Origin of the sequence: Pseudoduganella plicata (assembly GCF_004421005.1) — a bacterium.
In the GTDB taxonomy this organism is placed as follows: Bacteria; Pseudomonadota; Gammaproteobacteria; order Burkholderiales; family Burkholderiaceae_D; genus Rugamonas; species Rugamonas plicata.
In genome coordinates, this window is record NZ_CP038026.1 from 4,185,325 (window position 1) to 4,204,846 (window position 19,522).

At 64.5% G+C, this 19,522-nt stretch carries 15 protein-coding genes; 4 read left to right on the forward strand and 11 right to left on the reverse strand.

The genetic code is table 11. The features are described 5' to 3' along the window. Positions 1 to 20 precede the first annotated feature (20 nt). The 10 genes from E1742_RS18340 to E1742_RS18385 form a co-directional block, all read right to left on the reverse strand. Positions 21 to 2,477, reverse strand: coding sequence for a TonB-dependent receptor plug domain-containing protein (locus E1742_RS18340; RefSeq protein ID WP_134386470.1), 2,457 nt, complete (start codon positions 2,475 to 2,477; stop codon positions 21 to 23). A 266-nt stretch (positions 2,478 to 2,743) separates the two neighbouring features. Further along, entirely contained in the window at positions 2,744 to 3,502 is a 759-nt protein-coding gene (locus tag E1742_RS18345; RefSeq protein ID WP_134386472.1) for a spermine/spermidine synthase domain-containing protein, read from the reverse strand. Between the two features lie 71 nt (positions 3,503 to 3,573). Next, the gene (locus tag E1742_RS18350) at positions 3,574 to 4,071 is read right to left on the reverse strand and encodes an FxDxF family PEP-CTERM protein (RefSeq protein ID WP_206076689.1); all 498 of its coding nucleotides are present in this window, start codon (positions 4,069 to 4,071) and stop codon (positions 3,574 to 3,576) included. A 152-nt stretch (positions 4,072 to 4,223) separates the two neighbouring features. Next, a complete protein-coding gene (locus tag E1742_RS18355) occupies positions 4,224 to 4,730 on the reverse strand; it encodes an FxDxF family PEP-CTERM protein (RefSeq protein WP_166793517.1) in 507 nt (168 codons plus the stop codon). Positions 4,731 to 4,831: 101 nt separating this feature from the next. After that, positions 4,832 to 6,151, reverse strand: a complete 1,320-nt coding sequence (locus E1742_RS18360; protein WP_134386476.1) for a sensor histidine kinase — start codon at positions 6,149 to 6,151, stop codon at positions 4,832 to 4,834. A gap of 29 nt (positions 6,152 to 6,180) precedes the next feature. Further along, positions 6,181 to 7,527: a sigma-54-dependent transcriptional regulator gene (locus tag E1742_RS18365; protein WP_134386478.1), complete on the reverse strand. Its 1,347-nt coding sequence runs from the start codon at positions 7,525 to 7,527 to the stop codon at positions 6,181 to 6,183. 153 nt (positions 7,528 to 7,680) lie between these two features. Next, entirely contained in the window at positions 7,681 to 8,922 is a 1,242-nt protein-coding gene (locus E1742_RS18370) for an ABC transporter permease (protein ID WP_134386480.1), read from the reverse strand. A gap of 8 nt (positions 8,923 to 8,930) precedes the next feature. Beyond that, positions 8,931 to 10,241: an ABC transporter permease gene (locus E1742_RS18375; protein WP_134386482.1), complete on the reverse strand. Its 1,311-nt coding sequence runs from the start codon at positions 10,239 to 10,241 to the stop codon at positions 8,931 to 8,933. A gap of 9 nt (positions 10,242 to 10,250) precedes the next feature. Beyond that, positions 10,251 to 10,943, reverse strand: coding sequence for an ABC transporter ATP-binding protein (locus E1742_RS18380; protein ID WP_134386484.1), 693 nt, complete (start codon positions 10,941 to 10,943; stop codon positions 10,251 to 10,253). A gap of 20 nt (positions 10,944 to 10,963) precedes the next feature. Next, positions 10,964 to 12,235 carry an efflux RND transporter periplasmic adaptor subunit gene (locus E1742_RS18385; RefSeq protein WP_134386486.1) on the reverse strand — a complete coding sequence of 424 codons (1,272 nt, stop codon included), beginning with the start codon at positions 12,233 to 12,235 and terminating at the stop codon, positions 10,964 to 10,966. Positions 12,236 to 12,425: 190 nt separating this feature from the next. Here E1742_RS18385 and E1742_RS18390 point away from each other — a divergent pair, with 190 nt between their 5' ends. Beyond that, positions 12,426 to 14,000, forward strand: coding sequence for a MutS-related protein (locus tag E1742_RS18390; RefSeq protein WP_134386488.1), 1,575 nt, complete (start codon positions 12,426 to 12,428; stop codon positions 13,998 to 14,000). Positions 14,001 to 14,134: 134 nt separating this feature from the next. Here E1742_RS18390 and E1742_RS18395 read toward each other — a convergent pair whose 3' ends face one another. Next, on the reverse strand, positions 14,135 to 15,919 hold the full coding sequence (locus E1742_RS18395; protein ID WP_134386490.1) for a phosphoethanolamine transferase: 1,785 nt from the start codon (positions 15,917 to 15,919) through the stop codon (positions 14,135 to 14,137). Between the two features lie 385 nt (positions 15,920 to 16,304). On the opposite strand from E1742_RS18395, the gene rpsL reads away from it, so the two are divergent. From rpsL to fusA, 3 genes are all read left to right on the forward strand, one after another. Further along, positions 16,305 to 16,688 carry a 30S ribosomal protein S12 gene (gene rpsL / locus E1742_RS18400; RefSeq protein WP_130186567.1) on the forward strand — a complete coding sequence of 128 codons (384 nt, stop codon included), beginning with the start codon at positions 16,305 to 16,307 and terminating at the stop codon, positions 16,686 to 16,688. A 111-nt stretch (positions 16,689 to 16,799) separates the two neighbouring features. After that, a complete protein-coding gene (gene rpsG / locus E1742_RS18405) occupies positions 16,800 to 17,270 on the forward strand; it encodes a 30S ribosomal protein S7 (protein WP_134386492.1) in 471 nt (156 codons plus the stop codon). A 105-nt stretch (positions 17,271 to 17,375) separates the two neighbouring features. Then, the gene (gene fusA / locus E1742_RS18410; RefSeq protein WP_134386494.1) at positions 17,376 to 19,481 is read left to right on the forward strand and encodes an elongation factor G; all 2,106 of its coding nucleotides are present in this window, start codon (positions 17,376 to 17,378) and stop codon (positions 19,479 to 19,481) included. The last annotated feature ends 41 nt before the right edge of the window (positions 19,482 to 19,522 follow it).

Sequence of the window (19,522 nt, forward strand, 5' to 3'; positions counted from 1 at the left end):
TTTGTTTTTAGGCCGTTACATCAGAACGCGTAGTCCGCGCGCACGTACATCGAGCGGCCGTTGATGCCGAACGGGCAGGTCTCCCAGCAGCGCGTGAAGCCCAGTTGCGGGAACGGCGCCGCGCCGGTCTTGTCCCACTCGGTCGGGTAGGTGTCGAACACGTTATTGACGCCGAATGCCACGCTCATCTTCTTGGTGAAGTTGTAGCGCAGGGTCAGGTCGGCGATCCACTTCGCGTCCCAGGTCTGGATGAAGCCCGGCGTGAAGCCTTGTCCTTTTACCTCGCCGTAGTAGTTGGCGCGCGCATTGGCGTTCCACTGGCCGCGCGTGTAGTCGGCTGACAGCACGTGGTGGCGGCGCGGCTGGCCGTGTTCGATCAGCGTGACCTGCGAGGCGTCGAACAGCTCTTCGCCCGACAGGATCGACGACGTCGAATGACGGCCCTTCACCTCGGTCTTGTTGAAGCCCAGCTGGGCCGACAGCACCAGCGTGGCGCCCGGCAGTGGCATCTTGTAGTCGGTGACGATGTCCAGGCCGCGCGTGGTGGTATCGACGGCGTTCGTGAAGAACTGGGCCTGGCCCACCTTGAGCGGATTCAGGATGGCGCCCACCACGGGACCGTTGATGGCTTCCGAGATATTGCTGGAGAAGACGATGCGGTCCTTGATCTTGATCTGGTAGACGTCGGCGGTGAACGAGAAGTTCTGCACGGGGCGCAGCACGATGCCGACGCTGGCGTTACGCGACGTTTCTTCCTTCAGCGGGGCGATGCCCAGGGCGCGCGTGACGGCGCTGTTCTGACGCGCCGTCAGCGTTTCCGTCAGCACGCCGTCGGCGTTCAGGTTGGTCGAGACGGAGCTGTAGAAGGCCTGCTGCACGCCCGGCGCCCGGAAGCCGGACGAATAGCTGCCGCGCACACCCACCTGCTTGGACGGATCCCAGCGCGCGGTGATCTTGCCCGTCGTCGTGTTGCCGAAGTCGGAGTATTTTTCGTAGCGCACGGCGCCGGCCAGCAGCAGCTGTTCCGTCGGACGGTATTCCAGGTCGCCGTACAGCGCGATGTTGTGGCGGCCCGAGTCCACTTCCGTCGACGGCGTGTAGCCTGGGAAGCCCTGCGTGCCCGATGCGGCGATGCCGCCGGTACGGTCGCGGATGTCGATGGCCGGGTTGTTCGTGCGGCCATATTGGTACGACACCGGGTCGCCGGCGACGATCTGGTAGTTGTCCTCGCGCCATTCGAAGCCGGTGGCGAAGAACAGGTTGGCGCCGCCCAGGTTCAACGGTCCCTTGAAGTCCAGGTTGAACGTGGTCTGGTCGAATTTGAGCTTGCCCGTATCGGCTTCCAGCGGCGACTCGGCGTAGATGCCGCCCCCGGGCCGCGGCTCGTACCAGTAGCTGACGTTGATGGTCTGTTTCTCGTTGAAGGCCAGTTCGCTGCGGCCGTGGTTGACGCTGATGTCGGCCTTCCAGTCGTACGGCAGGTCCTTGCGGAAGCCGACGGCCAGGGACGCATCCTTGACGGTCGTGCGGATGTTCGGCAGGTAGCCGTTCGGATACACCTCCGGCACCGTGCGGGCGTCATCGGCGGCACGGAAGAAGCCGGACGAGTCGCCCTTGCGCTTGGACGCGCCGCCGAAGGCATACAGCTCGCCGCCGTTCCCCGTCGGCAGGGCGGCGTTCAGCCACAGGTACAGGTCTTTTGCATCGCTGTCGCCGATGCGCTGCGTCACGCGCGGCGGATTGGTGCGGGCCGTATCGAGGCCGGCGCGGTTGGTTTCCTTGCGCTTGCGCGCTTCGGCCGATACGTTGATGTAGCCGCCGTCCGTGCCCAGCGCCCAGCCGCGGTTGATGCTGCCCGAGTAATTGTCGCCGTCGCCTTCGGACGTGGTACCCAGCTGGCCGGACAGCTGCGTCTCGTTGATGTTCGACTTCAGCACGATGTTGATGACGCCGGCAATGGCGTCGGAGCCGTACTGCGCGGCCGCGCCGTCGCGCAGCACTTCGATATGGTGGATCGCCGACAACGGGATCGCATTGATGTCGGTACCGGCCGAACCGCGACCGACGGTCTGCTGCACGTTGACGAGGGCCTGCTGGTGGCGGCGCTTGCCGTTGATGAGGACCAGCAGCTGGTCCGGGCCCAGCGAGCGCAGGGTGGCGGGACGGATGATGTCGGTGCCGTCGCTGATGAAGGTCGAGGAGAAGTTGAACGACGGGTCCAGTGTCTGCAGCAGCTTGCCCAGTTCCAGCGGGCCGGCGTTCTGCATGTCCTTCATATTGATCAGGCCAACGGGCGCGGCGGTATCGAGCGCCGTCTTGGCGGCCGAGCGCGAGCCCAGCACGACGACGGTCTGTTCCGGGCTGGCGCTGGCGGGAGCGGTGGCGGTATCGGCGGTCTGCGCGATGGACTGCGCCGACAGCAGCAGCGCGGCGCCGGCCAGCAGGGTACGGCGGAAAGCGGGAATGGTGTGCTTCATGTGTCTCGTTCTCTCTGGTTATCGGTGGTCACGCTGATGTCAGCATGCGGGCTGGTCTGCCCGGACCCGCTTGATACTAACCGCCGGTTTGGAGAGCGAACAGAGTGAGAAAAGCACACTGTTGCGTAACTTGCACGCGCAAGAAATATTGCGTGCTTAATATTGAAAAGTGCCGTACTCTAATCGGCCTCATCAGTAAAAAAGTGCCGAATCGTGCGCGGATCGTGCCAATCCGCGACTTTTTCACGACACTGCGGCGGCGCCAGTCACCCCTGGTCGAGCATCCAGGACTTGAGGCCGTTCACCCACCCCTTGGCCGGCAGGTTGTAAGCCTTGCGGATCGCCGCAGCCCGTTCGTAGAGCACGGAAAAGTCCAGGACAGGCGCCTGCTTGAAGGCGATGACGACGATGTTCGCATCGTGCACCTCGGGCAACCAGACCACGGCGTCGAACGCCAGCTCCATGTTCTGCAGATTCTTGTCGTAGTTGCTGAAGTCGCCGAAGACGTTGGCCGTCATGATGCCGTATTCGTCCAGGCAGTCGGCGCAGGCCTGGTAGAACTCCGGCGAGTCGAGCACCGGGCCGCGCGCCTCCTCGTCGTACAGGTCGACCTGGAGCACGTCCACCTTGCCGTGATTGGCCGGGTCGTTGACGAAATCGAGGGCGTTCATTTCACGCACATCCAGGCGCGTGTCGTTGGGCGGCAGGCCGAACAGCGATTCGCAGATGGCGATGACGTTCGGATTGAGTTCGGCCACGCTGACCTTCGCACGCGGGAACTTCTGGTAGCAGAACTTCGTCAGCGCCGCGCTGCCCAGTCCCAGCTGCACGATGTGGCGGGGGTCAATCCGGAACAGCAGCCACATCATCATCATCTGCACGTATTCGAGCTCGATGGCATCGGGCCGCGACAGGCGCATGGCACCCTGCACCCAGGAGGTGCCCAGGTGGAGCGAACGGACGCCCTGGAATTCGGTAATGGTGGCGGGGGGATGGCCTGCCTGGTCGAAGCGTCGGTTTTGCATGGCCGACAGTTTACCAGCGGACGTAAAAAAAGACGCCGAAGCGTCTTTTTTCATCCAGCGAGGCGTGAAGCTTAAGCCTTGCGACGACGGGCCAGGAAGCCCATGACGCCCAGGCCGCCCAGCAGCATGCCGTAGGTGGTTGGCTCTGGAACTGCCGTCGTCACGTCGATCGTGCCGGCGTAGCTGGCGTTCGTGCCGAAGGCTTTGCCCGTCAGAACCAGGTTCAACGTGCCGTTGACTGGCAGGTCGAAGAACTCGATCTCGGACTTTTTGCCGATGTTGGAGATGTCCAGAGCGACGCCGTTCAGCGTGGCGCTGTAGAAGTCGATGTTGCTTTTGCTGTTTTGCAGATTCTTGACGAAACCGGTCGCGTCAGCCGCCACGCCGGAGTACGAGAACGTCCACGAATCGGTGAAGTCGCCAACCTGGTGGTTGGTTTCGAAGCCTTTGGTCCAGCTGCCAGCATTGTCGCCAACCAGTGCGATCACGGGGGAGGTGTAGTTCTCAGCCATTGCGCCACCGAAAGCGGTGCTCAGGAGTGCTGCCAGGACGATCGATTGCAGTTTCATGCTATTTCCTCAAGTGCTAGATGTGTTATCGAGCTGCTAAGATATATTATGGAACGACTTGTTGTCAATCGTTTATTAACTTATCCTTAAAAAAATAAAATATGCATAAAAAAAGACGCCGAAGCGTCTTGCAAGGAGGTAGCCAGGGTCTGTCAGGCGGGCTTACGGCCCCGTGCCAGCCAGGCCAGGATGCCCAACCCGCCCATCAGCATGCCGTAGGTCGCCGGTTCGGGCACCGGCATGATGTTGATCGTGCCGGCATAGCTGGCGGACGCGTCGAACATGCCGTTGACCCGGCCATAGACGTGCATCACCAGCGGCCCCGTGATCGGTTCCTGCATCATCACCGCGTATTCGTAGCCGCCGATCGGGCTCAGCGTCAGGAAGTGGCCGTTAATTTCCGCGCTGAAGAAATCGATGTCTGATTCTGGCCGGAAACCGATCGTGATGAGGCTCGAATCGACCAGCCAGTCGCCGTTGGTCGGCGAGAAATTGAACGTGTCGTAGAACCCGCCGGACTCCAGGTGGGTGACGCCGAACGATGCGGTCAGGATATCGGCCGCATTGCCGCCGAGATTGACGTTGTTGGTCAGGTCTTCCGCGTACGCGCCCGTCGACGCCGCCAATGCCGCAGCCAGTGCAATAGCAGAGAGTTTCATGGATTTTCCCCGTGTAAAGGCGAGCCGGACGGCCCGCATGAAATCACATTAGCTGGCGCGAAAGCTGATGCAAAACCTATAGCTGAGCTCTCTGACAACGATCAATCTGTCAAAAGAACCGACGGCAGCAGCATGGTCACGACAAGGCCGCCTTCGGCCCGGTTGGCCAGGGTGATACGGCCGCCGTGTGCCTCCGCGATCTCGCGCGCCAGGGCCAGGCCGAGACCGGTCCCGCTGCGCTTGGTGGAGTAGAACGGCACCAGTGCGTTCGTCAGCACCGTGTCGCTCATGCCGGGGCCCGCATCCTGGACGTCGATACGGATCGCGTCCTGGACACGGCGGACCGCCAGCGTCACCCCGTCCGGCGGGGAACCGGACTCGTGCGCATTCTTCAGCAGATTCAGCAGCGCTTGCTCCAGCTGCGCCGCATCGAACGCGCACGGCTCCGCGGGCAGCTCCCCCGATACGCGGAAGGGCACCTGTTCGGCAAGGCGGGCAACGAACGCCGGCCAGTGATGGGGTTCCAGGCGCGGCGTGGGCAGCTTGGCGAAGCGGGCATAACCAAGGATGAACCCTTCCAGGTGGCGGGTGCGTTCCTCGATCGTGGCCAGGATCTGCGGCAGCCGCTCGGTCTGGCCGCGCCGCACCAGCTCGGCACCGGAATGGGCCAGCGACGTCAGCGGAGCCAGCGAGTTGTTCAGCTCATGACTGATGACGCGAATGACCTTTTTCCACGTCTGCACTTCCTGGCGGCGCAGCTCCGACGTCAGCTGGCGCAGCAGCAGCAGTTCGTGGCGCCGCCCGTTCAGCTGGAAACGCCGGCGCGCCAGGTGGTACACCTCTTCCGCTTCGCCGTCGCCGGTGGTGAACAGGCCGTCCCCGCCCCGCGCTACCGCCTCGGCCAGCGCGGGAGCGGCCTTCTCCAGCAGTTCGTCCAGGCGGTGGCCCTCCAGCTTGCGGCCATCGCCCAGCATCTGGCGTGCGGCCAGATTGGCGTAGACGACGGGACCGCTGTCGGCCACCAGCAGCATCGCGACGGGGGTGTTCTGCACCATCGTATCGAGCAGCAGTTCGCGCTGGACGAGATTGAGACGCTGTGCGCGCAGCACCTCGCCCAGTTCGTTGTGCGCGGCCACGAGATCGTTCAGTTCGTCGTTCTGCGGCCAGTACAGGCCGAACGAAAAATCGCCGTCGCGGTAGCTGTGCACGGTGCCGGCCAGCGCGCGGTACAGCGACAGCATCGGCGCCAGCTGCGAGCGGATCGTGATGATCGACAGGGGCACGACGCACAGCAGGCACACGCCCAGCACCAGCAGCGGACGATTGGGGAACCAGTGTTCCAGCGCCAGCGCGATGACGATGCCCAGCGTGAGCAGGGTGCCGACCAGCGCCGACCAGCGTGTCAGCAGCGAAAGCCGCATGGCCCGGCTCAAGCCCCCGCGCGCGCGCATCAGGGGCGGCCGATGCCCAGCCGTTCCATGCGCCGGTACAGCGCCTGGCGCGACAGCCCCAGTTCGGCGGCGGCCTGCGCCACCACGCCGTGAGCGCGCGCCAGCGCCCCGCTGATCGCATCCCGGTCCGGCTCCGCATCGATGCCGGCGCCGTTCGCGCCCGCCGCGGCGGCAGGCAGGCCCAGGTCGGCAACGCCGATGTCATCTCCCGTCGCCAGCAGGCGGGCGCGGACCATGACGTTTTTCAGTTCGCGCACATTGCCCGGCCACGGGTGCGCCAGCAGCGCCGCTTCCGCGTCCGGCTTCAGCGTCTTGGCGCCTGCCAGGAAGTGACGCGCCAGCGGCAGAATGTCGCCCGGCCGGCTGGCCAGCGGCGGCAGTTTCAGCTCGATGACGTTCAGGCGGTAGTACAGGTCTTCGCGGAACGTCCCTGCCCGGATCATCGCGGGCAGGTCGGCATTCGTGGCGCTGACGATGCGCACCTCCACCCGCCGCTCGCGGTTCGAGCCGAGACGCTCGAAGCGGCCCGTCTCCAGTACCCGCAGCAGTTTCATCTGCCCGGCCAGCGGCAGGTTGCCGATCTCGTCGAGGAAGAGCGTGCCGCCGTCGGCCGCCTCGAACTTGCCTTCGCGCGCTTTCGAGGCGCCCGTGTAGGCGCCCGCGTCCGCGCCGAACAGCTCCGCTTCGATCAGCTCCGCGGGCAGCGCGCCGCAATTGAGCACGACAAACGGGCCGCTCGCCACGGCCGAATTGGCCTGGATGATTTCGGCAATGCGCTCCTTGCCGGTGCCGTTCGGCCCGCTGATCAGCACCGGGATGTCGGCGCGCGCCACCTGGCAGGCCAGGTGGATGACACGCTGCGTGGCGGGGTCCTGCCACACCATGCCGCGCAGGTCGTACTGCGCCAGCTCGCGGCGCTGGCGCAATTCTCCCTGCACCCGCTGGCGCAGCGCGCGGTTCACCTGGCCTAGTTCCAGCAGGTTCTTGACGGTGGCGATCAGCCGCTTGTCGTCCCACGGCTTGGCAAGGTAGTCGGCGGCGCCGGCCTTGATCAGGTCCACTGCCGCATCGAGGTGCGTCCATGCCGTCAGCAGGATCACCGGCAGGTCCGGATGCTGGCGGCGGATGGCGCGAAACAGGGCCACGCCTTCCTCGCCGGACGTGGTGTCGGCCGTGAAGTTCATGTCCTGCACGACCAGATCGATGGCCTCGCCATGGCGCGCCAGGGCAGCCAGGCCTTCGTCCGGCGACGCCGCCCGCAGCGTGTCGATATCGTGCAGCGAAAACAGCACTTCCAGCGCAATCGCGATGGCGGCGTTGTCGTCGATGATGAGTACAGTGGGCATGGCCGTCAGCATACATCAAGAGGCAGGCCCGGGGACACCCCGGGGTGCAGCCGGGGTTTCGGGAGCCCCGCGGCTATATCACCTGAGCCTGTGTCCATGCCGGGGTGCGACCCCATGGTGGACAGGGGCTCATTGGAAGCTCTGCACGCACTGTCACGTCACGCCGCGCGTGGCGGTGGCGGGCGAAATGCTGGCGGCGCGCCACGCGGGACCGTACACGGCGGCGACACCGAGCGCGAGGAAGATGCCGGCGCCGGCGACCAGGTAGCCGGCGGGCAGCCGGGCCAGTTCCAGCGTCGTGACCAGCAGGTGGTTCAGCGCCAGCGCGCCCAGCAGGCCAGCGGCCACGCCGGCGCTGGTGATCATCACGTTCTCGAGGATGAAATAGCGCAGGATGTCCAGGCGCCGGGCGCCGAGTGCGCGGCGCACGCCGATCTGTTTTTTACGCTGCGTGACCCACAGGCTTGCCATGCCAACGATGCCGCTGGCCGTCACCAGCATCAGCAGCACGCTGACGGTAACGAGCATCCACGCGAGACCGCGGTCGGCGCGGTAGCGGTCCTTGCGGTCCGCGTCGAGCGTCTTGGGCCGCACCAGCACGTGATTGCCGGCGTCGCGCCGCAACGCCTCTTCCGCCTCCTGCATGACACGGTCGCGCTGTCCCGGCTCCGTGCGCAGCGTGAACATCGCGCGGGGTTCGCCCACGCGCCGCATCGGCATGATGACCGACATCTCGCCCCGCTCGTCCCGTTCCGCCGCGGTCGACTGCAGTCGCTCGACGACGCCTGTCACGCGGGCCGCTTCGGCCGTGTCGCCAGTGCCGAAATAGAACGTCCTGCCCACGTAGCTGGTCGCCTCCGGCCACAGCTTTTTCGCCAGCGGCAGCGTCACGATGGCGATCTTCGACTGCTCCGTGCTGCTCTCGACGTCCAGGTCCAGCACTTCGGTGGGCAGGAAGTCGCGTCCTTCGACGAGCTTCAGCCCCCAGGTCTTGACGAGCGAATCGGGCGAGACGTACCAGGATGCGCCCGTCGTGGTACGCATCTGCTTGCGGTCCGTGGCCAGGCCGGTGTTGCTGCCGGACTGCGACAGCGGCACCTGGTTGGTCTGCGCCACCGATTCGACACCGGGCACGGCGCGCAGCACGTCGAGCTGGCGCTTCTGGCCGGCCAATACCTCGTTGAACGTGCCGCCGCCGCGCAGGTCGGCCACGCGCATGTGGAAGACATCGCTTTCGCGCTCGACGCCGGAAGGCCGCGAGACGACGGCCTCGCGCACGGAGACGATGTGCAGCGCGTTGGCCAGGATGGCCAGGCTCAGGGCCACCTGCACGGCGACCAGCAACGGGCCGGTGCGGTTACGCAGCAGCGACGAAAGGATCGGCTTGAATTCCATGTTCGGCCTCACTGGGATTTGAGTTGCAGGGCAGGCGTGACCTGGCACGCCCGCCACGTAGGCAAGAGGCCGGCCAGCATTGCCGCCGCCACCGCCATCAGGAATGTCACGATCAGCATGACCCAGTCCATCCGGGCCACCAGCGACAGCTCCTTCGACTGCAACGCGATCAGCGCCAGCGCGCCCCAGGCGAACAGCAGTCCGAGCACGCCGCCGGCCAGCCCGATCACCGCCGTCTCGGTCAGGAACTGGCGGAAGATCTCGCGCCGCGAAGCCCCCAGCGCGCGGCGCACGCCCACCTCGGCGGCGCGTACGGAAAACTTCGCCAGCAGCAGGCCGATGGTGTTCACGAGGCACAGCAAGAGGAAGCCGAACGCCAGCCAGGCCGAGAGCTTGTTGTCGTTGCCGACCACCTTCTGGTATTCCAGCCACTGCATCATGTCGTACAGTTTATTGGGCGCGTTGCGCGGCAGGCGGCCCAGCTTGCGCTGCTCGGCCGCGTAGGCGTTCAGCCAGTCCTGCAGCGCGGCGCGGTCGGAAGCGGTGTTCAGTTCGAACCAGAACTGGATCCACGTGCACTCGGAGTCCAGGAAAGCCTGGTAACCGGGGCCGCGGTCGTCAAAGCAGCTGGTGCTGCCATTGTTCTGCCATTCATGGCGCACGGCGCTGGCCATCGGCAGGAACAGCTCGTCCTCGTTGTCGAAGGCGCCCTTGCCGATGAGGCGGTGCGCGCGCGGGACCGGGTTCCAGCTGTCGATGACGCCCACGATCAGGTAATCGAAACCGCTGTAGCGCATGCGGCGGCCGACCGGATTGGCGTCGCCGTACAGTTTCTCGGCCAGCTTGCGCGTCAGGACGATCACGTCCGCGCCGGCACGGTCGTCCGCCTCGCTCCACGGCTGGCCATGCAGGAAGGGCACCTCGAACATGGCGAAGAAGTCGCGTGTGGGGGCGATGCCCGTGGCGGCAAAGGACGGCATGTCCTTGCGATCCGGTTCGACGGCGCCGCCCGTGCCCATGATGGCCGTGCGGCGGATGCCTTGTTGGCTGGCCAGGAGATTCATCGCGTCGCGGTAGCTGAGCTGATCGTCGTCCGGTTTCTCGCCTGGCGCGTAGCCCTGCAGCGGGGCGTTGTCGATCAGCGGCACGATCAGCCGCTCGCTCTTGTGCGGCATCGGGTTGCCGGACATGACGTGCAGGATCGTCAGCGTGCTGACGCTGGCGGCCACGCCAACGGCCAGCGTCAGCACCATCAGCGCCGTCAACGCCGGGTTGCGACGCAGGTTGCGCAGCCCGAGCTTGAGGTAGTAGGCGAACATGTCGGCTCCTCAGGCTACCAGCGTGGACGACTTCTTTACCAGGTCGGACACCTGGCCGTCGATGATGTGCACATTGCGCTGCGAGCGCGCCGCCAGTTCCGGATCGTGCGTGACCATCAGGATCGTCGTGCCCTGCGCATTGATCTCTTCGAGCAGCTCCATCACGCCGCGCGCCATCTGCGTATCGAGGTTACCGGTCGGTTCGTCGGCCAGCAGCAGCTTGGGCGAGCCGGCCAGCGCGCGCGCGATCGCCACGCGCTGCTGCTGGCCACCGGACAGCTCGGCGGGGAAGTGCTTCATGCGCGACGACAGCCCCACCTTGGCGAGCGCGTCCTCGATGCGCTCGCGCCGCTCGGCCGCGTTGAAGCCCCGGTAGCGCAACGGGACGTCCACGTTATCGAACAGCGACAGGTCCGGGATCAGGTTGAAGCCCTGGAAGATGAAACCCAGCTTCTCGTTGCGCAGGCGCGAGCGGGCGTTGTCGTCCATGCCACGGACGTTGACGCCGTCCAGGATGTACTCGCCATCGGTGAACTCCTCCAGCAGTCCGGCGATATTGAGGAAGCTGGTCTTGCCCGATCCCGATGGGCCCGTGACCGTGACGAACTCGCCCTGCTTCACGTGGATCTCGAAGCCGCGCAGCGCGTGCGTTTCGATCATGTGGGTGCGATAGACTTTGCTCAGGTTCTGCATGCGCAGCATGGTGGCCTCTCGTGTGATGTTCACTGGTTGATGGCGACGCGCGTGGCGTTCTCGAACGATTCGGTACCGGCGACAACGACCCTGTCGCCCTGTTTCAGGCCACTGACGATTTCCACGGCATTGACACTGGTGGCGCCGATCCGCACCGGCGTGCGCACGGCCACGCCGTCCTGCACGAGATAGGCGTAGCGTCCCCCTTCGGATTCGACGAAGGGGCCGCGCGGCAGCATCAGCACATTGGCCTTCTCGTCGATCAGCAGGCGCGCCTGCACGCGCTGGCTCTGGCGCAGTCCCTCCGGCTGCGCGCCATCGAAGCGCACGCGCGCCAGCACCTGGTTCTTGACGACCTCCGGCGACAGCGCGGATAGTTTACCGGTCGCGGTAGCGCCGTTGACGGTGATCTCCGCGCGCATGCCCAGTCCCAGGTCGTTGACGTACGTCTCGGGCACCTCCAGCTCGACCTCCAGCGCGGACAGGTCGACGAGCGTCATCAACGGCGTGTTGGCCTGCACCACGCTGCGGTTGGCGACATTCAGGGTGCCGATAAACCCGTTCACCGGGGCGCGCACCGTCAGCTCGTCGACACGGCGCTGCGCGTTCGCCAGCGTCAGCTTCTGCCGCTCCAGCTGCGCCTTTTTCGTTTTCAGCGCCAGTTCCACGTCGTCCTGTTCCAGGTGCGACGCCTGGCCCGCGTGGCGCGCGCGGATCTCGGCCGCCTTCAGCGCGTCCTTTGCTTTCTGGTAGTCGATCTTGGCGACGACGCCCTCGTTGGCCACGCTGTCATAGCGCTCCAGGGTGCGTTGGGCGGACAGGCGGTCGATTTCGGCCGTATCGGCGTCGCGCTGCGCCAGCAGCTTCTGCTTGCGCGCAAGGATTTCCTGGCGCGCCACCTCGGCGGCCAGCTCCTGGTAGCTGGACTGTTCTTTTTTGAGCTCGTCGGTCAGGTCGGGCGAATCCAGCACGGCGAGCACGTCGCCCTGGCGGACGGTGTCGCCGGCGCGCACCTTCAGCGTGACGGTCGACGATGGCGCCGTCGAATACAGGGTCGGGCTGACGGCGGCGACGATGCGGCCGTTGACGGCGGCATCGCGGATCAGGGTGCCGCGCGTCACCTCGGCAATGCGCAGCCGGGCAGCGCTGACGGCGTGCTCGCTGCCGCGCCAGCTGCCGAATGCGGCGGCAAACGCGGCGGCCACGAGCAGCGCACCGCCGGCCAGCACGGCGCGCCGCCGCCACTGGTGGCCGCGCGCGGCGGCGATGACGGTGTCCTGATGGGAAGTGTCGCGGATCATGGCAAAAGGTCGTAAGCGTCGATGACTGCTGTATTGCAGGAACTGTGCCACGCTCAAGTGCTTGATTTTACGAGGGCTGTCCGTTGTCCGACGGTGTCCGACGACGTCCGGGGCTGTCCGCGGCTTGCTTATCCGGCAATCGTCCTTCATATTGCCGAGCATAAATTACTGAGAAAAAATAAAGGACATCATGGGCTGGCTGCAAATACTGACGGGCCTGGACGACGGGGTCGCCGATTATCCCTTCGGCCGCGGCGACATCGGGCGCTACCACGCGCTGGTCGCGCGCGCGGACGAACGCTGCCTGGATGGCCAGACGGCGCGCGACATGCTGCTGGACGATTACGCCGACCGCCTGGGCCGCGAGACCAGCATCTTCGGCCGGCAGATGCTGCACCGGCGGCTGCGCGGGGGCGGCGATGGGGGGCGCGCGCGTGCGCTGCTGGGGGCGCCGGACCTGCTGGCACGCGTCGGTTCGATTTGCCGTCCCTTGCGCGCCGCCGAGACGGAGATCGCGGAGCACCTGTTTGGCGAAGCGCTGCCGCCTGCGCCGAAATGGGTGCGCTGGCTGTGGGTGCTGCCGGTGGCCTGGCTTGCCAGTATCGCGCTGGCGTTCATCCTGCCGCTGGGGTGGGTGGCGGCGGTCGCGTTGACGCTGGTGCTGGTGGCGATCCAGACGGCGTGGCACGAGCGCGCGCAGGAGTGGGACCGCGTGCTGCTGCCGTTGCGCACGATGCTGGACGTGCACCATGCGCTGGGGCGGGAGCCGGACGAGGCCGGACTGCTGACGCCATTCGTGGCCGACGCGCCCGCCGCCGGAAAGCTGCGGCGCCGCTTCGAACTGGCCCTGGGCGACCGCGTGCCCGGGCAACGCGAATACCGCGACTGGCTGCTGCAGGCGAACGTCAGGCGCTATTGCGCCACACGCGGCGCTTTGATGGCGCACCGCGATAACCTGCGCCGCAGCTTCGAGCTGGTGGCGGCGCTGGAAGCCGATTGCGCGCTGGCGCGCCACCTGCAAGGGCTTGAGCGGTTCTGCTGGGCAGAACCGGCGGGCCCGTTGACGTTGCAGGGTGTTGTCCATCCGCTGCTGGCGCAACCGGCGCCGGTGGACTTCGGACTGGCGCGGGAGGGCGAAGGCGCCTTTATCTCGGGTCAGAACGGCGTCGGCAAAAGCACGCTGCTGCGCACCGTCGGCATCAACCTGATCGCGGCACGCGCATTCGGCTTCTGCTACGCGGCGTCCGCACGCGTGCCATTGGTCCCCGTCCACGCCAGCATGCAGAGCGAGGACGCCATGGACAGCGGCGAGAGTCTCTATATGGCGGAGCTGCGCCGCGCCCGCGAACTGCTGGCGCTGGCCGCACAGGGCCCGGCCGTGTTCATCATCGACGAAATCTTCCGTGGTACCAATCACCTGGAGTCCGTGTCGGCGGCGACGGCCGTGCTGCACGCGCTGGCGCGACACCACGTGGTGATCGTGTCGTCGCACAACCTGGAGCTGGCGCCGCTGCTGCGCACCCAGCTGGCGCCATTCTGCGTGGAAGCCATCGAGGGCATGGTGCGCGTGCGCCCCGGTGTGCTGGTCGACACCAACGGCATCCGGCTGCTGGCGGGCAGCGGTTTCGATCCGGCGATCCAGCGCGATGCGGATATCGTGTTTGCTTGGCTCAGCCGGCATGCGCGGGGCGAGAATGCGGGGCCGCCGCCGGTGCTGACGCCAGAAAACCCGGGACAGATCCCTGTTTTGAGGCAACAAGCCTGACCGCTGTCTCGCCGGCCTGCCTGCAACAGCCGAGTCCGTGACAGTTCTGGTGCCTGACCCCGATGTTGTCACGGGCCCGGCCGTGAGCCATCGCGCCTGGCCCCGGCGTCGTGCGGGGCTGTCCTGGATGATGCCTACCGCTTGCGCGCAGGCTTTTTCGCGATGATCTCGCGGCAGTCACCGCGCACGGTGGCGTTGTCGTAGTCCGTCCAGCCGTAGCTGTCGACGTAGCGCGTGTGCTTTTTCCAGGCGCCATTGACGAAGCTCCATTCGAGGCGGTCGTCGGGGTAGCGGATGTCGGCCACGTCGAGCAGCGTATGGAACATGTTTTCCGTGGCAAGCCGCGCCTTGCGGTGGCGCCGGAGTTCTTTTATTTTGTTCGGATAGCGTTCCTGGTACTGGTCCGAGTACCACATGAACGCGGGAACGCGGAATTCATATTGCGTGTTGTGGCCGTGGAAGGCGATGCGGCAGCTGCCGTCGTACAGCGTCTGGCCGTGGTCGGCCACGTACAGCAGGGCGGCCGGGCGCTGGGCCGCTTTCAGCTGGCCGATCACCTGGGCGAGAAACCAGTCGCTGTAGAGGATCGAATTGTCGTAGCTGTTATTCAGTTGCGGCTTGATCGCCAGATCCGTGTAGACCGGTTTGTCGATGCCGAACAGCGACGGCTGCCATTTGTCGAACGCCTTCGGGTGGCGCTGGCTGTAATTCCAGTGGCTGCCCAGCGAATGCAGCACGATCAGCTTTTTCGGCGATTTGTCCGCCAGCGCCAGGCGCAGCGGCTCGAACAGCACTTCGTCGAAGTTGGAGCGGTTGGTAAAGCCGCCCAGGTTGGTGAACTGTACGACATCGGCCTCGCGCGCGAACACGGAAACGGGCGTGTCGAACTTGCCGAACGAGATCTGGTTCGACAGCCACCAGGTTTTGAAGCCCGCTTCCTGATAGGCGTTGAGGAACGATTTCTCGCTGAACCCGTCCTCAAGGCTTTCGCGCGCGGGCTTGCGCGAGATGATGACGGGGACCGACAGGCGCGTGGCGGAGACGGACGTGATGACGTCCGCCAGCGGCACCACATTCGGCTCCTGCGACAGCAACGGGTTGGTGGGACGGGCGTAGCCGAACAGGCTCCAGCGGTCGCGCCGGGACGATTCGCCCAGCACCATGACGACCACTTCCGGCGTATCGTCGGGGCTGGCCTGGTGCGCGCCGAAGCGGAAGTTGCGGCTGGTTTCGTTCAGCGCAGCGAGATAGCGCCGCTCGCGGTAGAAGTCGTAACCGCGCGCTACCAGGCCGAATGGCCACGAGCTGATGAAGGCATCGAAGCGGGCGGGCGGCTGGGCCCAGCGCGGCAGTGGCGGCAGGTGCAGGCCCGTCCGCTGCGCGCCTTTGTCCACGCTGGCCGAGGCGCTGGCGTTCTGTCCCGCATTGCCGAATTCCCAGCCGTAAGCGGCCAGCGCCGCAAACACGGCAATCAGGCCCAGCGCAACGAAGCGGGACGGTCCCGTCCATGCCAGATCCTGGCTCTGGCGCGCGGCCCGGAAGGCCGCCACCCACCACGCGGCAACGAGGGCCATGACGAACAGCATCGTCCAGACTTTCCGGCCCAGGAACTCCATCGCCTCCATCGGACTGGTTTCGGCCAGGATGCCCAGGTGGTGCGTGGAGATGCCCTGACCATAAAAGACCAGCAGATAGATCTCCGTGGGCAGCGCCATGAATGCGGGGATCAGCAGCCAGTGGAACCAGGCCGGGCGGCTGAACAGCGCCCATACCGCCGTCCACGCGACGATCTCGATGCCGAGGATGGGCCAGGCGGCCGGCACGGGTTTGCCGAGCAGGAAAGGGATATAGGGAACGCCGGACAGGGCCAGATAGCTCAGCAGGACGAACAGTGGGGCAGGGCGCAGCAGCGGTCGCATAGTCGATACGGTAAGAAAGTGCCCACCATTATCAATGCTTTTCCGGCGGACAGGCGTCACGCTCCGCCATCGGGGGAATCCCGGATGGCCCCGGCGCCTGGACCTGGCCCGCCCGCACGATGTCCTTGCCTAATTTATTTGCAAACCGGTTGACTGGGCTATGAACGACGTTTATACTCGCGAGTTCTCATTTTAGTCTGCGCGTGGTATACGCCGTTTCAGTACCGCATCAGATACGTACCTGAGCCGCTCCGTGTGGGTGGCTTTCGGCGCCTCCGGGCCCCGGATTACGTTGTCGCGCAGCGGAGAGACTGGTTTTAGCCCCGGGGCGGCGTGTTGCCGGGCCCGGGATGTCAACAGCAGTAATTTTGTTGGATTTAGAACGATGCCAACCATCAATCAATTGATTCGCAACCCACGTACCGCACTGGTCGTGAAGAGCAAATCGCCGGCACTTGAAAACTGCCCGCAAAAGCGTGGCGTGTGCACCCGCGTGTACACCACCACTCCTAAGAAGCCTAACTCGGCTCTGCGTAAAGTCGCCAAAGTGCGTCTGACCAACGGTTTCGAAGTCATTTCGTACATCGGCGGTGAAGGCCACAACCTGCAGGAACACAGCGTTGTTCTGCTGCGCGGCGGTCGTGTCAAAGACTTGCCAGGTGTTCGTTACCACATGGTTCGCGGCTCGCTGGATACCCAGGGCGTCAAAGACCGTAAGCAGGCTCGCTCGAAGTACGGTGCGAAGCGCGCTAAAGCGGCCAAGAAGTAATTCTTGCAATTTAATGAGTTGAGGCGGTCGCGAGGCCGAGTAAGTGGAAGGTCATGATGACCTCCGCGAGTGTCACAGAGGCACTCAACTGAAGACAGGAAGGAAATAGAAATGCCACGTCGTCGTGAAGTACCCAAGCGCGAAATTCTGCCGGATCCAAAGTTCGGTAACACCGAAGTCGCCAAATTCGTCAATGTTCTGATGCTGTCGGGCAAGAAGTCCGTTGCTGAAAACATCATCTACGGTGCATTCGACCATATCCAGCAAAAGTCCGGCAAGGACCCGCTGGAAGTGTTCGCAGCAGCGATCAACAACGCCAAGCCGATGGTGGAAGTCAAGTCCCGCCGCGTCGGTGGCGCAAACTACCAGGTGCCGGTTGAAGTGCGTCCAGTGCGCCGCCTGGCCCTGTCGATGCGCTGGCTGCGTGAAGCTGCCAACAAGCGCAGCGAAAAATCCATGCCACAACGCCTCGGCGGTGAGCTGATGGAAGCTGCGGAAGGCCGCGGCGGCGCGATGAAGCGCCGTGACGAGGTGCACCGTATGGCAGAAGCGAACAAGGCGTTCTCGCACTTCCGCTTCTAAAAATTCCGGCCGGAATATCCGGCCTTATCTGTTGTTCAAGCCGGGCACATTTTTGGTTGAAAAAATGCTGCTCGGTTTTGTCCATTAAAAGATTTAGGATTAATTATGGCCCGCAAGACCCCCATTGAGCGCTACCGCAACATCGGTATCTCCGCTCACATCGACGCTGGTAAGACGACGACGACCGAGCGCGTGCTGTTCTACACCGGCGTGAACCACAAGATTGGTGAAGTCCACGACGGCGCAGCAACCATGGACTGGATGGAGCAGGAACAAGAGCGCGGCATCACGATTACCTCCGCGGCGACCACCTGCTTCTGGAAAGGCATGGCCAACAACTTCCCGGAACACCACATCAACATCATCGACACGCCGGGCCACGTCGACTTCACCATTGAAGTCGAACGCTCGATGCGCGTGCTGGACGGTGCTTGCATGGTCTACTGCGCAGTGGGCGGCGTGCAGCCACAGTCGGAAACCGTGTGGCGTCAGGCTAACAAGTACAAAGTGCCACGTCTGGCCTTCGTGAACAAGATGGACCGTACCGGTGCCAACTTCTTCAAGGTCTACGAGCAGATGCGTGCCCGCCTGAAGGCCAACCCTGTCCTGATCCAGATCCCAATCGGCGCCGAAGACAACTTCAAGGGCGTGATCGACCTGGTCAAGATGAAGGCCATCATCTGGGACGACGCGTCCCAGGGCATGAAGTTCGACTACGTGGACATCCCGGCCGAACTGGCCGATTCCGCTGCCGAGTGGCGCGAGAAGATGGTCGAAGCCGCTGCTGAAGCGAACGAAGACCTGATGAACAAGTACCTGGAAGAAGGCGACCTGACGGAAGCCGAGATCAAGAAAGCGCTGCGCGATCGCACCATCGCTTCCGAGATCGTGCCAATGATGTGCGGTACCGCGTTCAAGAACAAGGGCGTGCAGGCCATGCTGGATGCCGTCATCGAATACCTGCCGTCGCCAGTGGACATCCCACCGGTCAACGGCACGGACGAAGACGAACAACCGGCCTCCCGCCGCGCAGCCGACGACGAGAAATTCTCGGCGCTGGCGTTCAAGATCATGACCGACCCGTTCGTCGGCCAGCTGGCGTTCTTCCGCGTGTACTCGGGTTCCGTGAACTCGGGCGACACCGTGCTGAACTCGGTCAAGAACCGCAAGGAGCGTCTGGGCCGTATTCTGCAGATGCACGCCAACCAGCGTGAAGAGATCAAGGAAGTGCGCGCTGGCGACATCGCCGCTGCCGTGGGTCTGAAAGACGTGACGACCGGCGAAACGCTGTGCGACCCGTCGTCGATGATCATCCTGGAGCGCATGGTCTTCCCTGAGCCGGTGATCCAGCAGGCCGTCGAGCCGAAGACCAAGTCCGACCAGGAAAAAATGGGCCTGGCGCTGAACCGCCTGGCACAGGAAGATCCGTCGTTCCGCGTCAAGACCGATGAAGAATCGGGCCAGACCATCATCGGCGGTATGGGCGAGCTGCACCTGGAAATTATCGTTGACCGCATGAAGCGCGAATTCGGCGTCGAAGCAACCGTCGGCAAGCCACAGGTTGCCTACCGCGAAACGATCCGCAAGGCCGTCACCGACGTCGAAGGCAAGTTCGTCAAGCAGTCCGGTGGTCGCGGTCAGTACGGCCACGCCGTTCTGACGATCGAGCCGCAGGAACCAGGCAAGGGCTTCGAGTTCGTCGACGCCATCAAGGGCGGTGTGATTCCTCGCGAATACATCCCTGCGGTGGAAAAAGGCGTGCGCGAAACGCTGAACAGCGGCGTGCTGGCTGGCTACCCGGTCGTTGACGTCAAAGTCACCGTCACGTTTGGTTCGTACCACGACGTCGACTCGAACGAGAACGCGTTCCGTATGGCTGGTTCGATGGCATTCAAGGATGGCTGCCGTAAAGCATCCCCAGTCATCCTGGAACCAATGATGGCTGTTGAAGTCGAAACGCCGGAAGACTACGCTGGTAACGTGATGGGCGACCTGTCGTCCCGCCGCGGTATGGTGCAGGGCATGGACGAAATCCCGGGCGGCGGCGGCAAGATCATCAAGGCCGAAGTACCGCTGTCGGAAATGTTCGGTTACTCGACCTCGCTGCGTTCCGCAACGCAGGGTCGTGCAACGTACACGATGGAATTCAAGCACTATTCCGAAGCGCCTAAGCACGTGATCGACGCGATCGTCACCGCCAAGGCCAAGTAATAATCTGTAGCAAAGGGACTTCGGTCCCTTACCGGCCTGGG

Coding starts and splice junctions, on each gene's coding strand:
- E1742_RS18345 (WP_134386472.1), bottom strand. CDS start 3,502: ATGCAAAACCGACGCTTCGACCAGGCAGGCCATCCCCCCGCCACCATT.
- E1742_RS18370 (WP_134386480.1), bottom strand. CDS start 8,922: ATGGAATTCAAGCCGATCCTTTCGTCGCTGCTGCGTAACCGCACCGGC.
- fusA (WP_134386494.1), top strand. CDS start 17,376: ATGGCCCGCAAGACCCCCATTGAGCGCTACCGCAACATCGGTATCTCC.
- E1742_RS18355 (WP_166793517.1), bottom strand. CDS start 4,730: ATGAAACTCTCTGCTATTGCACTGGCTGCGGCATTGGCGGCGTCGACG.
- E1742_RS18395 (WP_134386490.1), bottom strand. CDS start 15,919: ATGCGACCGCTGCTGCGCCCTGCCCCACTGTTCGTCCTGCTGAGCTAT.
- E1742_RS18380 (WP_134386484.1), bottom strand. CDS start 10,943: ATGCTGCGCATGCAGAACCTGAGCAAAGTCTATCGCACCCACATGATC.
- rpsG (WP_134386492.1), top strand. CDS start 16,800: ATGCCACGTCGTCGTGAAGTACCCAAGCGCGAAATTCTGCCGGATCCA.
- E1742_RS18360 (WP_134386476.1), bottom strand. CDS start 6,151: ATGCGGCTTTCGCTGCTGACACGCTGGTCGGCGCTGGTCGGCACCCTG.
- E1742_RS18350 (WP_206076689.1), bottom strand. CDS start 4,071: ATGAAACTGCAATCGATCGTCCTGGCAGCACTCCTGAGCACCGCTTTC.
- E1742_RS18365 (WP_134386478.1), bottom strand. CDS start 7,527: ATGCCCACTGTACTCATCATCGACGACAACGCCGCCATCGCGATTGCG.
- E1742_RS18390 (WP_134386488.1), top strand. CDS start 12,426: ATGGGCTGGCTGCAAATACTGACGGGCCTGGACGACGGGGTCGCCGAT.
- E1742_RS18375 (WP_134386482.1), bottom strand. CDS start 10,241: ATGTTCGCCTACTACCTCAAGCTCGGGCTGCGCAACCTGCGTCGCAAC.
- E1742_RS18385 (WP_134386486.1), bottom strand. CDS start 12,235: ATGATCCGCGACACTTCCCATCAGGACACCGTCATCGCCGCCGCGCGC.
- rpsL (WP_130186567.1), top strand. CDS start 16,305: ATGCCAACCATCAATCAATTGATTCGCAACCCACGTACCGCACTGGTC.
- E1742_RS18340 (WP_134386470.1), bottom strand. CDS start 2,477: ATGAAGCACACCATTCCCGCTTTCCGCCGTACCCTGCTGGCCGGCGCC.